Here is a 13,798-nt window from a genome sequence, read left to right as displayed (position 1 = left end):
CCGGGCGGTGGGGATTCAGGCGCGGGTGATCGGCCTGGGCGGTGGGGAATTACGGGCGGATGTCGGCGGGGCGGTCGGTGGTGGGGAGTCCAGCGGCCAGCCAGGCATCGACGCCGCCGATCATGTCGGTGGCCCGACGCAGCCCGAGGGTCTGCAGGCTGGCGGCCGCCAAGCTGGAGCTGTAGCCCTGCCGGCACACCAGCACGATCTCCCGGTCGTAGCCGGTGGCCTCCGGGATCCGCCACGCGCTGGCCGGATCGAGCCGCCACTCCAGCACGGTCCGGTCGATGACGACCGCCCCCGGCAGGTCGCCCTGTTCGCGGCGCTGCGGTTCGGTACGGGTGTCGACCAGCAGCGCGCCGCCGCGGACCGCCTCGACGGTCTGCTGCGGAGTTAGTCGGTGCAGCCCGGCGCGGGCCTGTTCGAGCAGGGCGTCGATACCGGGGCTCATCACGTCTCGGAGCACCACCCGATCATGCCGATTCGGTAGCACCCCGGGCGGCGAACGGGCCGCGCGTCACCCGTCGCCGCCCCAATTCCCCCGGACGTGACGATGCCTGGTCAGGGTGGTCAGCCGGACGGGTCAATCCGGCCCACACTGGTCGCTGATCCACGTGATCCACTCCGCTTCGCCGATGTGGCGGTGTCCGGCCATCGGGATACCGCCACATCGGGGATCTGGAGTCGATCACCCTGACCTGTGGTGGCGGCGGCATACTTCAGCCATGTGCCACGCGAGGCTGCGCTGACCCCCGACCCCGGCTGGCGGGCAGTAAGCCGCGAGGCCGGGGAGGCTGCGCTGACCCCCGACCCTGGCCGGCCGGCAGTAAGCCGCGAGGCCGGGGACGGCGGAGGCGTCGAGGGGCGGTCGGGCGGGCTTCCCGTGGCGGTCGTCGAGGCGTACGCCGAATTGGCTCGTCGGGTGCTCGCGGGCCCGGCGCGGTTGGGGCGGACCCGGCTGGTGGCGGTCGACGGGCCGAGCGGCGCGGGTAAGAGCCGGTTCGCCGCGCGTCTCGCGGATGCCCTGGCGGTGCGGTCGGGTGGCCGGCCGCCGGTGGTGCACACCGACGACCTGCTCGACGGTTGGGACGATCAGGTCACCTTCTGGCCCCGGCTCGACGAGTGGGTGCTTGCCCCGTTGCGGGAAGGGAAGCCCGGTGCCTACCGGCGTTACAGCTGGGTGCGGCAACGCTTCCTGTCCCGGCCGGTCCCGGTGCCGGTGGCGCCGGTGCTGGTGTTGGAGGGGGTCAGCGCCGCCCGTGCCGTCGTCCGGCCGGAGCTGACCCTGGCCGTGTTCGTCACCGCGCCCGCGTCGTTGCGGCTGGCCCGTGCGGTGGCGCGGGACGGGCCGGAGATCCTGCCCGAGTTGCGTCGCTGGCACGCCGGCGAGCGGGCGCATTTCGCCGCCGACGACACCGCGTCCCGCGCGGACCTGCTGGTGGACGGGGCGCCGACACTGCCGCACGACACGGACCGGTACTACGTGCGCATCCGCTGAGTGGGGCATGGACGTCCGTCACCGGCTACGGCACGATGCGAGAAGCACGTGCGAGAAGGCCGAAGCGAGATGGCCCAGGCCGCAGCGAACGGGGGACTCATCATGTCGGCAACGGACACGCCCGCGCGACGCCGGATCACCCTCACCGGCATCAGTTCGCGGGCCTGGGAGCATCCGGCCGACCGGGGTGCCCTGGTCGCGTTGCGGGAGCTGCGCGGGTTCGACGACGTGGTGCGGGCGTTCTTCGGCATGTGGAACGAGCGCGGCTTCCGACTGTCCGTGCTGGCTTCCGGCATCCGGGTGGACCATCGGCAGTATCCGGCGGTGTGGCAGCGCTACACCGAGGCAGCGGCGGTGCTGGACGTGGCCGAGCTGCCCGAGCTGTACGTGACCCAGTCGCCCTGGCTGGGTGCCGAGGCGGTCGGTCTGGACCGGCCGTTCATCGTGCTGAACTCGGCCTGCGTGCAGCACCTCGACGAGGACGAGCTGCGCTGCCTGCTCGGCCACGAGCTGGGGCACGTGGGCAGCGGGCACGCGGTCTACAAGACCATGCTCATGATCCTCACCCGGTGGGCGGCCAATTTGAGCTGGTTGCCGGTCGGCGCGATCGCCCTGCGGGCCATCATCGCGGCGATGCTGGAGTGGTGGCGCAAGGCGGAGCTCTCCGCCGACCGGGCCGGTCTGCTCGCCGGTCAGGACCCCGCCGCCGCGCTGCGGCTGCTGATGAAGCTCGCCGGCGGCGGCGACCTGTCCCAGATCGACACCACCGCGTTCCTGGAGCAGGCCGCCGAGTACGCCGGTGGTGGGGACCTGCGCGACAGCCTCCACAAGATCCGGATGACCGCGTGGAGCACCCACCCGGTGCCGGTGGCGCGGGCGGCCCAACTGCGCCAGTGGATCGACTCCGGCGCGTACGGGCGGGTGCTGGCCGGGGACTATCCGCGCCGCGACGACGACAGCTCGACCAGCGTCTCGGAGGAGATCAAGGCGGCTGCCGAGTCGTACCGGGAGGAGTTCAGCCGGTCCACTGACCCGCTGGTCGGCTTGCTGCGCCGGCTCGGCGACGGCGCGAGCGACGTCGGCGAGTGGGTGGGCGGCACCGCCGGTCGGGCCCGTTCCTGGATGGATGCCGCCACCGAGGCCGCCGGTCGCGCGCACCGTGCCGGCCGGGCCGCGCCTGGTGCGACCGCGGGCGCGGGCACCGCGGGAGGCGGTGACGGTACGGGCTCCGCCAGCACGCCCCGGTAAGGCCGGCATACGATGCCGGTCATGACCTCACCGATCATGTCCGAGTCCGAGGTGCGGGCCGCCGTCGAGCGGGAGATGCCCGGCGTACGCGCCGACCTGGAGCGCCTCGTCCGTATCCCCGGCATCGCCTTCGAGGGCTTCGACCACTCGCACGTGGAACGCTCCGCCGAGGCGGTCGCCGAGCTGCTGCGCGGCTGTGGCCTCGACGTCGACATCGTGCGTTCCGGCGGGCAGCCGGCGGTGATCGGCCGTCGGGCAGCCCCGCCCGGTGCGCCCACCGTGCTGCTCTACGCCCACCACGACGTCCAGCCGGTCGGCGACCGGTCGCTCTGGGAGTCCGACCCGTTCGAGCCGGTGGAGCGCGACGGCCGGCTCTACGCCCGGGGCGCCGCCGACGACAAGGCCGGCATCATGGCGCACGTCGCGGCGCTGCGCGCGTACGGCGACGCGCTGCCGGTCGGCGTGGTCCTCTTCATCGAGGGCGAGGAGGAGTACGGCTCCGATTCGCTGGAGCAACTGCTGGTCGACCACCGCGACGAGATCGCCTCCGACGTCATCGTGATCGCCGACTCCGGCAACTGGGACATCGGCGTACCGGCGCTGACCACCTCGCTGCGGGGCATCGTCAACTGCTTCGTCGAGGTCCGCACCCTGGACCACGCGGTGCACAGCGGCATGTTCGGCGGTGCCGTGCCGGATGCGCTCACCGCGCTGGTCCGGCTGCTGGCGACGCTGCACGACGATGCCGGTGACGTGGCCGTGGACGGGCTGGTCGGCCGGGAGGGCGCCACTGTCGACTACCCGGAGGACCGGGTCCGGGCCGAGTCCGGGCTGGCCGAGGGCGTGCAGTTCATCGGCACCGGCCGGATCACCGACCGGCTCTGGACGAAGCCCGCGCTGGCGGTCCTCGGCATCGACGCCCCGGCCACCGGTGAGGCGCCGAACGCCCTGGTCCCGGCCGCGAAGGCAAAGCTCAGCATCCGTCTCGCCCCGGGCGACGACCCCAAGCGGGCGTACGCGGCGGTGCGCGCGCACCTGGAGCAGCACGCGCCGTGGGGCGCCCAGGTGACGGTCAGTTTCGAGCACGATGGCGACCCGTGCGTGATCGACGCGTCCGGGCCGATGTTCGATGCCGCCCGTTCGGCCTTCCGTACCGCGTGGGACGGCACGGACCCGGTCGACATCGGTGTCGGCGGCTCGATTCCGTTCATCGCTACCTTCCAGGAGATGTTCCCGAAGGCGGCGATCCTGGTGACCGGGGTGGAGGACCCGCACGCCCGGGCGCACGGCCCGAACGAGAGTCTGCACCTGGGAGAGTTCGCCCGCGTCTGCCTCGCCGAGGCGCTGCTGCTGCGCAATGTGGCGGCAGCGGGCAGTTAGGTGTCGGAACGGCAACTTTGGGTCTGATCTGGGAGTTTACGGCGTGTCGGACGGCCGGCTGTTATAGCCTTTCGAACATGAGTACGAACGAGGTGATGGCCCGGTTGGGGGCCGCTGTCAGCGCACTGGGAGACGTCGACGTCTCCGCGTGGTCCGAGGACACGCTCAACGAACAACTTGGTGAGCTCTCCGCTGCCCTGGTCGCCCTCGACTCGGTGCTCTCCCGGGTCGCGGGCGAGGTCCGCGCCCGGGGGCTGCGCATCGAGGAGCCCGTCTCCGCCTGACCCGTCGTCCGCGTGAGCGGGCGGCACCCACCGACACCGCCCGGGCACGGCAATGCCCGGGCGGTGTCGGAGGTGACTGGCAGGATGAGCGACGTGCGTTTCCTCGACCTGGCGGCCACCTCCGCCGCCGTCACCGCCACCAGTGGCCGACGGGCCAAGGTGGAGCTGCTCGCTGATGCGCTGCGCCGACTCGACCCGGGCGAGGTCGAGCCCGGCGCCGGCTATCTCGCCGGTGAGCTGCGCCAACGGCAGACCGGGGTCGGCTACGCCAGCCTTCGTGACCTGCCGCCACCGGCCGCCGAGCCCACGTTGACCGTGGCCGCCGTCGACGCGGCCATCGAGCAGATCTCCGCAGTGCGTGGCACGGGCTCGCAGGGTCGGCGTCGGGCGTTGCTCGGCGCCCTCTACGCGGCGGCGACGGCCGACGAGCAGCGCCTGCTCACCGCCCTGTTCGGCGGTGAGTTGCGTCAGGGTGCCCAGGCCGGGCTCCTCGCCGACGCGGTGGCCCGGGCGGCCGAGGTGCCGGTGGCGGTGGTCCGCCGGGCCCTGCTGCTCTCCGGTGACCTGCGGACCGTGGCGGTGGCCGCGTTGGCCGGTGGGGCCGCCGAGTTGGCCGGGTTCGGCCTGCAGATCGGCCGGCCGCTGGCGCCGATGCTCGCGCAGAGCGCCCCCTCAGTCGACGAGGCCCTCGCCGCGACCGGCGTGCCGGCGGTGGTCGACGTGAAGCTCGACGGCATCCGCATCCAGGTGCACCGCTCCGGCACCGACATCGCCGTCTTCACCCGCAGCCTCGACGAGATCACCGCCCGGGTGCCCGAGGTGGTCGCCGCGGTCCGTGCCCTGCCGGGCCGGGAGTTGGTGCTCGACGGCGAGGCGATCGGCCTGGACGCGACGGGCCGGCCGCTGCCGTTCCAGCAGACCTCGAGCCGGGCCGCCCGACGCACCACCCCCAGCACCACCGGGCGCACACCTGTCGCCCCGGCGGTGCTCGCCGCGGCGGCCAGCACCGGCGCGACCGTGCTCACTCCGTACTTCTTCGACCTGCTGCACCTCGACGGCCAGGACCTGATCGACCTGCCCGGCCGGGAGCGGTGGGCCGCCCTGGGCGGTGCGGTGGACTCGTCGCTGCTGGTCGGGCGGATGGAGGTCGACGGCCCGGAGCAGGCCGCCGCCGCGTTCGCCGCCGCGCTCGACGCCGGGCAGGAGGGCGTGGTGGTCAAGGCACCGGACGCCCCCTACGACGCCGGCCGGCGCGGTGCCGCCTGGGTCAAGGTCAAACCCCGGCACACCCTCGACCTGGTCGTGCTCGCCGTCGAGTGGGGCAGTGGCCGACGGAAGGGCTGGTTGTCCAACCTGCACCTGGGTGCGCGCGACCCGCACACCGGCGACTTCGTCATGCTCGGCAAGACGTTCAAGGGCCTCACCGACGAGTTGCTGCGCTGGCAGACCGAACGATTCCTCGACCTCGCCGTGGAGCGCGGCGACTGGGTGGTCCGGGTTCGCCCCGAACAGGTGGTGGAGATCGCCTTCGACGGGGTGCAGACCAGCTCGCGCTATCCCGGGGGGATGGCGCTGCGTTTCGCCCGGGTGGTGCGGTATCGCGACGACAAGTCCGCCGCCGAGGCGGACACGATCGACGCCGTCCGTGCCATCCACGCCGGCCGCGTCACCGGCTGACGGCGACGCCAGCCCCGGTCACCGGCCGGACAACGACCGGGCGTAGTTGACCTGGTTGTTGATGTGCTGCACCTGGCCCTGGTCACTGACCGGGATCCGGGCCACGTACTGCTGATAGCCGTGGGTGACCGTCACCTGCACGGTGCCGTGGTGCCGGGTCTCCTTGACCAGCAGGAAGAGCAGGCTGAAGAAGGCCAGGCAGAAGAAGCCGACGATCGCGCAGACCAGGGCCCAGGTCGCCACCTTCTCCTCGCGTTGCCAGTAGTCGGCCACATGCCAGGTGGCCCCGGCCAACGGCAGCACCCCGGCGGGCGTGCGGATGACCGGCGGGCTCACCGTGATCTCGGCGATCTGCACCGCGACCACCTCCGGCCCGGCGAAACCGGGCGATGCCGGGTGCGCCGACACCGGGGACGGCGGGTACGGCCCGAGTGCCGGCCACGCCCCGCCGGGCGGCGGTGAATGCGGCCCGGGCGGGCCGGAGAACGGCGGCGCGGGTGGTGCCGAGAACGGTGGTGCCGGTGGTGCCGAGAACGGTGGTGCCGGTGGTGCCGAGAACGGTGCCGGTGGCCGTGGGGTCGGTGGCGTAGTGGCCTGCGGCGGCAGGGTCGGGAACGGCGTCGTCGGCGGCAGCGGCGCGGAGGACGACTGGGCGGTCCACGGGTCGATCGGCGGTTGCGGCTGGGTCACCGGCTCCGGCAGCGGGGCGGTTGGATCCGAACTCACCGAGACCTCCAACGCGAGATCGACACGCGGCGGAGACTACCGGCTGCCCTGTCGTCCCGCATGCCCCCGAGTGTCCGATTGGGACCCGGGCCGGCGCCTCGGTCAGGCGGACGCGCTCGGCGTCGGCTCGGCCGCCCGGTCCAGTGGAGCCGGGTTGACGCCGATACCGGCGGCGCGACGGGCCTCTCGGCGGGCCACCCAGCCGTAGCCGAACAGGGACATCACCGCGAAGAGCCACCACTGCACGACGTAGCCGAAGTTCTGCCAGTTGTTGGCGTGCCCGACCGGTACCGCCTTGAACAACGGGTCGGCCGACGGGGTCTGCTCGTCCAGCAGGATGTAGGCGCCGTAGACCGGGTAGGGCAGCTCGCCGGCGAGCCGCGACACCCCGATTCGCCGGATCTCCAGCCGCCCCTCGCGCCGCGCCACCGCGCCGGCGCCGCTCTCGGTCTCGTGCACCCGACCGACCACCGTCACGTCGCCGGTGGGCGCTGCCGGCACGGCAGGCTGGGCGGTCGCCCCACCCGCTGCCGGCGGGATCCAGCCGCGGTCCACCAGCAGCGCTGTGCCGTCGGGAAGCACCAGCGGGGTGAGCACCTCGAAGCCGACCCGGCTGTCCACCGTCCGGCCACGGACCAGCACGGTGTTCGTCGGGTCGTACCGGCCGGTGACGGTGACCCGGGTCCAGACCTTGTCCTCGGCGGGGGCCGGGCCCGTCGTCCCCGCGCCACCGGTGGGAGCGCGCAGCGCGTCGGCCAGCGGCGCCGGGGGCATCCGCTGGCCCGCGTCGATCCGTTCGTTGACCTCGGTACGCCCCCGGTAGCGGTCCAGCTGCCAGTTGCCGAGGAACACCATGACGGCGGCGGCAACCAGGGTCAGCGCGAGGGCGCCCAGCCAACGTGGGCTCAGCAGGAACCGGTACACGGCACCGAGGCTACCCGTATGACCGGCGCCACTGACCTGGACCGGGCCGGGACCGCGCCAGAACCGCGCCACCGGCCGCGCCGCCGGCCCCGGTTGGCGGTGCTCGCGTCTCCAGCCGGACAGGTATCGTCACGCCGACGGATCGGCCCCGGTCGTCCCCGTCGCGTACCCGCCGCCGCTCGCGAGGAGTCGATGATGACCGTCGTGCCGCGCCTGGTGCTCAGCGCGCCGTCCTCCGGGCACGGGAAGAACGCGCTGGCGATCGGGCTGCTCGCCGCCCTGGCCGAGCGGGGGGTCGACGTCGCCGGGTTCAAGCTCGGGCCGGACCACGTCGACGCCGCGTACCTCGGCCTCGCCTCCGGTCGGCCCGGTCGGGCGATCGATCCCCGGCTGGTCGGCGTCGACCGGCTCGCCCCGCTGGTGGCGCACGGCGCCGCCGGTGCCGGGCTCGCCGTGGTGCAGGGCAGCATGGGCCTGTACGACTCGGTCGGCGGCCGCCCCGAGCAGGAGTCCACGGCGGCCGCCGCCGCCGCGCTGCGCAGCCCGGTGGTGCTCGTCGTCGACGTGGCTGCGATGGGTCAGTCGGTGGCGGCCCTGGTGCACGGTTTCCGCTCGTACGACGAGCAGTTGTGGCTCGGTGGGGTGATCCTCAACCGGGTGGCGTCCTCCCGGCACGAGGCCATGCTGCGCGAGGCGTTGGACGACGTGGGTGTGCCGGTCTACGGCGCGCTGCGTCGCCACGACCTGCCGGCGGTGCTGCCGTCACGGCGGCACGGTGTGGCGCCGGTGGTCGACGGGTCCGCCGACGCCGTCCGAGCGGTACGTCGGCTGGGCGAGGCCGTCGCCGCCACGGTCGACCTGGAACGGCTGCTCGGGCTGGCCCGCTCGGCCCCACCGCTGCCAGCCCCGGCCTGGTCTCCCGAGGAGGCCCTCGGCGCGTTCATCGTCCCGGCGGACCGGCCGCTGGTGGCACTGGCCGGTGGACCGGGTGGCAGCTTCAGCCACCCGGAGACCGCCGAGTTGCTGCGGGCGGCCGGCGCCGAGGTCGTCACCGTCGATCCACTGCGTGACGAGGCGCTGCCGGTCGGCACCCGCGCGCTGGTCGTCGGGGGCGCGCTGCCCGAGGCGTACGCCGAGCAGTTGTCTGCCAATCGGCGGCTGTGCATCGCGGTGGCCGAGTTGGCGCGGACCGGGCGTCCTGTGATCGCCGAGGGTGCGGGGCTGCTCTGGCTGGCCCGGGAGCTGGATGGGCTGCCGATGTGCGGTGTCCTGGACGCGGTCGGTGTCAGCCGGGACGGCCTGGTGGCCGGCTACCGGGAGGCGACCGCTCAGACCGACAGTGTGGTCGCCGCCCAGGGCACGGTGCTGGTCGGCCACAAGGCGCACCGTGCGGTGCTCACCCCCCGAGCCGGTCAGCGCCCGGCGTGGAGCTGGGATGGTGGCGCGCCGGAGGGCTTCGTCTGGCGCAACGTGCACGCCTCGCAGCTCACCCTGTACTGGGCCGGTCATCCGGCCACGGCGGCCCGGTTGGTCGCCGCGGCGGCGGCCGAGGTGGTGCCCGCAGAGCCCGGCGAGGTGTCGGTGTGATCGGCCCGGCGCTGCGTCACCGTCTCCGGGTCAGCCGACGATCGCGTCCGACGGCGGGGTGAACTGGCGGGTCGGTTGGCCCTTCAGGCCGTCGCGGAGGGTCTCCGCCACCGCCTTGATGGGGATCTGGGACTGCCCGTCACCGACTGCGTTGAACGGGTTGTCCGGGTCGGAGATGAAGCTCGCCGCGGCCAACTCCGGGGTGTAGCCGACGAACCAGGCGGACCGGGTGCTGTCGGTGGTACCGGTCTTGCCGGCGACCGGGCGCCCGACCGTGCCCCGCACGCTGTCGGCGGTGGACCAGCCGCCGCAGCCGCCGCGCGCCGGGGTGTCCCCGGTCGGGCAGCGGGCGGCGTCGGTGGCAGCCCGAGCGGCGTCCGCACTGACCACCTGCCGGCAGCGCGGCTTGGCCACCTCACGTTGGATGCCACCGGGGGTGGCGTACGTGGCCGGTGTGCCGTCCCGGTTCATGATCGCCTGCACCGGGATCGCCTCGCAGTAGCGGCCGTCGGCCGCGATGGCGGCGTAGGCGTTCGCCATCTCCAGTGGGGTGGCGTCCGAGACGCCCAGGGTGAACGCGCCCCACTTCTTCGCCTTGTCCGGGGACGCGTGATCCCGGTCGACGTCGGTGCGCCAGCGCAGCCCGAGTTGCTCGGCCAATCGGACCGCTCGGTCCGCGCCGACCTTCTCCTCCAGCCACACGAAGTACGTGTTGACCGACTTGCCGAAGCCGGACCACATGGTCTGCTGGCCGGTCATCGCGCCGCTCGCGTTGGAGGGCGCCCAGCCGTCGTAGACGGCTGACCGGTAGCGGTACGGGGCGTTGAACGAGGTGGAGAGTGTCATCCCCGAGTCGAGCGCGGCCAGCATCGGGAACATCTTGAACGTCGACCCGGCCTGGTAGCCCGCCAGGTCACCGCCGCCGAGCAGCGGCGCCACCGTGTTCGGGTAGTTGGCCTTCACCTTCGGCCCGGCCTCGGGATTGGAGCTCTGCGGGTTTTCGGCCAGGTCCAGCGAGTACGTCCGGTTCACCGCCATCGCCTTCACCCGGCCGGTGCCCGGCTCGGAGACCACGATCCCGTTGGCGAACGGGCTGCCGGTGGCCTCCTTGGTGCCGACGTTCTTCTCCGCCGCCTCCTGGATCTTCGGCTCGAGGCTGAGCACGATCCGGTAGCCGCCCCGGCGCAGCTTGTCCATCCGTTCCAGCCGGTTCTCCCCGAACGCGGGCTGCGCACTCCACCAGTTCTTCAGGTAGTCGCAGGCGAAGCCCCAGCTGTTGTACTTGTCCGCCACCGCGGCGCAGTCGTGCGGCGGGGTGGTCAGCTTCAGTCGGATCGGCTCGGCCTTGGCGGCGGCTGCCGAGTCGGGGGAGAGGTAGCCGAGCTGGCCCATCCGGTCCAGCACGTAGTTGCGCCGCCCGGTGGCCTCCTTCTGGTCGGAGTCGGCCGGGTCGTACTCCGATGGGGACTTGACGAGCCCGGCGAGGGTGGCCGCCTCGACCGGGGTGAGGTCCTTCGGGGTCTTGGAGAAGAAGATCTCGCTGGCCGCGTAGATGCCGTACGCCCGGTGCCCGAAGTACGCCGAGTTCAGGTAGCGCTCCAGGATCTGCTCCTTGCTCATCTCCTTCTCCAGGTCCAGCGCCATCCGCATTTCCTTGACCTTGCGCAGGCTGGTCTGCTGGGTGGCTTCCTGGACCTCCTTGGGCGTGCTCGCGCTGTCCCGCAGGGCCATCCGGACGTACTGCATGGTCAGGGTCGACGCGCCCTGGGAGACCCCGCTGGACCGTGCGTTGGCCACGAAGGCGCGGGCCACGCCCTTCGGGTCGACGCCATGGTGCTGGTAGAAGCGGGAGTCCTCGGCGGCGACGATCGCCTGCTGGATGTTCGGCGACATGTCCGACAACTTGGTGTACTGCCGGTATTCCTCGTAGAACATGGTCAGCACGGTCTTGCCGTCCGGGGCGTAGACGTAGGAGGTCTCGGCGGGCAGGGCGGTGGTCAGCAGCTTGGTCTTCTGTTCCACCGCGTGTGCGGTGGCCTTCGCGCCGAGCCCGGTGAGGGCGACCAGCGGGTACGCGGCGGCGGCGATCACGATTCCAGCGATCAGTCCGGCGCGGAGAAGAGGGACGAGTCGACCAGCGGCAGCAAGGGGTCGGTTGCTCACGGTTAAAAGTTATGACATTTCCGATTCGTACATGAGAAGAACTCTTAAACCGCCGGGTGGTGACGCGGCTTACGCCGAGATCGACTGTCCGACCGGCCACCTTCCCGGCAGGATCGCGGACATGCCTGATCAGCCGAGCACGCTCGCCCTGCCCATCGGGGCCGAGCCAGACCTCGCGCACCACGGCGACGTGGAGGCGACCGCCGGCCTGATCGACCTCGCCGTCAACGTCCGTCGGGCGCGGCCGCCCGCCTGGCTGGCCGACCCGATCGCCGCGACCCTGACCGACCTGGCCCGCTATCCGGACGCGGCGCCGGCCCGGGCGGCGGTCGCCGCCCGACACCGCCGTCACCCGAACGAGGTGCTGCTCACCGCCGGCGCCGCCGAGGGTTTCGTGCTGATCGCCCAGGCGCTCCGCGGCATTCGCCGTCCGGTGGTGGTGCACCCCCAGTTCACCGAGCCGGAGGCGGCACTGCGGGCCGCCGGGCACCCGGTCGAGCGGGTGCTGCTGGACCCCGCCGACGACTTCCGGCTCGACCCGTCCCGGGTGCCCGCCGACGCCGACCTGGTGATGATCGGCAACCCGACCAACCCGACCTCGGTGCTGCACCCGGCGCAGACGGTGGCCGCGCTGGCCCGCCCCGGCCGGGTGCTGGTGGTCGACGAGGCGTTCGCCGACACCACCATCGCCCCCGGGCACCCCGGCGAACCGGAGTCGCTGGCCGAGCGGCGCGACCTACCCGGTCTGCTCGTGCTGCGCAGCCTCACCAAGACGTGGGGCCTGGCCGGCCTACGGATCGGCTATCTGCTCGGCGCTGCGGAGCTGCTGACCCGGCTGGCCGCCGTCCAGCCGCTCTGGGCCGTCTCCACACCCGCGCTGGCCGCCGCGTCGGCCTGCGCCACCGACGTCGCGGTCCAGGCCGAACGCGCGATCGCCGTCGACCTCGCCGCCGACCGCGACCACCTGGTCGCCCGCCTCGCCGACCTGCCCGGTGTACGCGTCGTCGGTCGTCCCGCCAGCGCGTTCGTCCTGCTGCACCTGCCGGGCGCGACCCCGATCCGGGCCGCCCTGCGGGAGCGGGGCTGGGCGGTGCGCCGAGGCGACACGTTCCCCGGCCTCGGCCCGGACTGGCTGCGGGTGGCGGTGCGCGATCGAATCACCACCGACGCTTTCATCGAGGTGCTGCGCGAGACCATGGAGGCATGATGCTGGAAACCACGATCGCGGCGATCCGCCCGGCCGACGAGACGGCCATGGCCGCCGCCCGTGAGCTGCACGGCCGGCTGACCAAGCCGGCGGGCTCGCTGGGCGCGCTGGAGGAGCTTTCGGTACGCCTCGCCGGCCTCGCCGGGGCCTGCCCGCCACCGCTGCCCGAGCCGGCCGCAGTGGCGATCTTCGCGGGCGACCACGGAGTGCACGCCCAGGGAGTCAGCCCTTGGCCGCAGGAGGTCACCGGGCAGATGATCGGCAACTTCCTGGCCGGCGGGGCGGTGGTCAACGCGTTCGCCCGGCAGGCCGGCGCCTCGGTCACCGTCGTCGACGTCGGTGTGGCCATCCCGCTGCCCGCGCAGCCCACCGCCGAGGCAGCCATCCTGGACCCGTCCGTGCCCCGACTGGTCGTCGCGTCCGTACGCCGGGGCACCCGCGACCTCGCGGTGACCGCCGCACTCACCCGGGACGAGGCGCTGGCGGCGGTGCAGACGGGCATCCGGATCGCCGACGAGCTGATCGACGCCGGAGCCGGCATCCTGCTCAGCGGGGACATGGGCATCGGCAACACCACCCCGGCCGCCGCGCTGATCGCCGCGTTCACCGGCGCCGACGCACTCGACGCCACCGGTCGGGGCACCGGGGTCGACGACCCGACGTACGCGCACAAGGTCGCCGTGGTGCGGGCCGCGCTGGCCCGGCACGCACCTGACCCGGCCGACCCGCTCGGCGTTCTGGCCGCCGTCGGTGGCCTGGAGCACGCCGCGCTCGCCGGGCTGATCCTGGGTGCCGCGGCCCGCCGCACACCGGTGCTGCTGGATGGCGTCATCGCGGTCTCGGCCGCGCTCGCCGCCGCCGCGTTCGCCCCGGACGCGGTGGGCGCCATGGTCGCCGGGCACCGTTCGGCCGAGCCGGGCGCGACGGCGGCACTGCGCCACCTCGGCCTCGACCCGCTGATCGACCTGGGGCTGCGCCTCGGCGAGGGGACCGGCGCGCTGCTGGCGTTGCCCGTGGTCACCGGCGCGGTCCGGGTGCTGCACGAGGTGGCCACCTTCGACTCCGCCGGGGTGGCCGAGAAGTGACCACGCGCAGCGAGCGAGC

At 73.3% G+C, this 13,798-nt stretch carries 12 protein-coding genes; 8 read left to right on the top strand and 4 right to left on the bottom strand.

Annotated features, from left to right (window positions below; genetic code table 11):
- Positions 1 to 49 precede the first annotated feature (49 nt).
- Positions 50 to 451 (bottom strand): rhodanese-like domain-containing protein, encoded by a 402-nt coding sequence (locus HNR20_RS08315; RefSeq protein ID WP_030488216.1) that lies wholly within the window; start codon positions 449 to 451, stop codon positions 50 to 52.
- 432 nt (positions 452 to 883) lie between these two features.
- Here HNR20_RS08315 and HNR20_RS08310 point away from each other — a divergent pair, with 432 nt between their 5' ends.
- The 5 genes from HNR20_RS08310 to HNR20_RS08290 all read left to right on the top strand — a co-directional run bounded on the left by HNR20_RS08310 (position 884) and on the right by HNR20_RS08290 (position 6,087).
- Positions 884 to 1,498: a uridine kinase family protein gene (locus tag HNR20_RS08310; RefSeq protein ID WP_184188177.1), complete on the top strand. Its 615-nt coding sequence runs from the start codon at positions 884 to 886 to the stop codon at positions 1,496 to 1,498.
- 102 nt (positions 1,499 to 1,600) lie between these two features.
- Positions 1,601 to 2,746, top strand: coding sequence for a M48 family metallopeptidase (locus tag HNR20_RS08305; RefSeq protein WP_184177882.1), 1,146 nt, complete (start codon positions 1,601 to 1,603; stop codon positions 2,744 to 2,746).
- Positions 2,747 to 2,782: 36 nt separating this feature from the next.
- Positions 2,783 to 4,126 carry a dipeptidase gene (locus HNR20_RS08300; protein ID WP_184188174.1) on the top strand — a complete coding sequence of 448 codons (1,344 nt, stop codon included), beginning with the start codon at positions 2,783 to 2,785 and terminating at the stop codon, positions 4,124 to 4,126.
- 77 nt (positions 4,127 to 4,203) lie between these two features.
- Complete coding sequence (locus HNR20_RS08295; protein WP_030333429.1) at positions 4,204 to 4,410, top strand: hypothetical protein; 207 nt, start codon at positions 4,204 to 4,206, stop codon at positions 4,408 to 4,410.
- 84 nt (positions 4,411 to 4,494) lie between these two features.
- The gene (locus tag HNR20_RS08290; RefSeq protein ID WP_184177880.1) at positions 4,495 to 6,087 is read left to right on the top strand and encodes an ATP-dependent DNA ligase; all 1,593 of its coding nucleotides are present in this window, start codon (positions 4,495 to 4,497) and stop codon (positions 6,085 to 6,087) included.
- A gap of 18 nt (positions 6,088 to 6,105) precedes the next feature.
- Here HNR20_RS08290 and HNR20_RS08285 read toward each other — a convergent pair whose 3' ends face one another.
- Both HNR20_RS08285 and HNR20_RS08280 read right to left on the bottom strand, forming a co-directional pair.
- Entirely contained in the window at positions 6,106 to 6,813 is a 708-nt protein-coding gene (locus tag HNR20_RS08285; protein ID WP_184177878.1) for a hypothetical protein, read from the bottom strand.
- A gap of 102 nt (positions 6,814 to 6,915) precedes the next feature.
- A complete protein-coding gene (locus HNR20_RS08280) occupies positions 6,916 to 7,737 on the bottom strand; it encodes an SURF1 family cytochrome oxidase biogenesis protein (RefSeq protein WP_184177876.1) in 822 nt (273 codons plus the stop codon).
- Between the two features lie 195 nt (positions 7,738 to 7,932).
- Here HNR20_RS08280 and HNR20_RS08275 point away from each other — a divergent pair, with 195 nt between their 5' ends.
- Positions 7,933 to 9,324, top strand: a complete 1,392-nt coding sequence (locus HNR20_RS08275; RefSeq protein WP_184177874.1) for a cobyrinic acid a,c-diamide synthase CobB — start codon at positions 7,933 to 7,935, stop codon at positions 9,322 to 9,324.
- 30 nt (positions 9,325 to 9,354) lie between these two features.
- Here HNR20_RS08275 and HNR20_RS08270 read toward each other — a convergent pair whose 3' ends face one another.
- The gene (locus tag HNR20_RS08270; protein WP_184177872.1) at positions 9,355 to 11,487 is read right to left on the bottom strand and encodes a transglycosylase domain-containing protein; all 2,133 of its coding nucleotides are present in this window, start codon (positions 11,485 to 11,487) and stop codon (positions 9,355 to 9,357) included.
- 121 nt (positions 11,488 to 11,608) lie between these two features.
- Here HNR20_RS08270 and cobC point away from each other — a divergent pair, with 121 nt between their 5' ends.
- Positions 11,609 to 12,694: an Rv2231c family histidinol phosphate aminotransferase CobC gene (gene cobC / locus HNR20_RS08265; RefSeq protein ID WP_184177870.1), complete on the top strand. Its 1,086-nt coding sequence runs from the start codon at positions 11,609 to 11,611 to the stop codon at positions 12,692 to 12,694.
- Positions 12,694 to 13,779, top strand: a complete 1,086-nt coding sequence (gene cobT, locus HNR20_RS08260; protein ID WP_184188172.1) for a nicotinate-nucleotide--dimethylbenzimidazole phosphoribosyltransferase — start codon at positions 12,694 to 12,696, stop codon at positions 13,777 to 13,779. The genes cobC and cobT overlap by 1 nt, the downstream gene beginning before the upstream one ends.
- Positions 13,780 to 13,798: the final 19 nt, after the last annotated feature.

Source organism: Micromonospora parathelypteridis, assembly GCF_014201145.1.
GTDB classification, from domain to species: Bacteria; Actinomycetota; Actinomycetes; order Mycobacteriales; family Micromonosporaceae; genus Micromonospora; species Micromonospora parathelypteridis.
The sequence above is the reverse complement of the archived record's forward strand: the minus strand, read 5'-3'. Positions and strand labels throughout refer to the sequence as shown.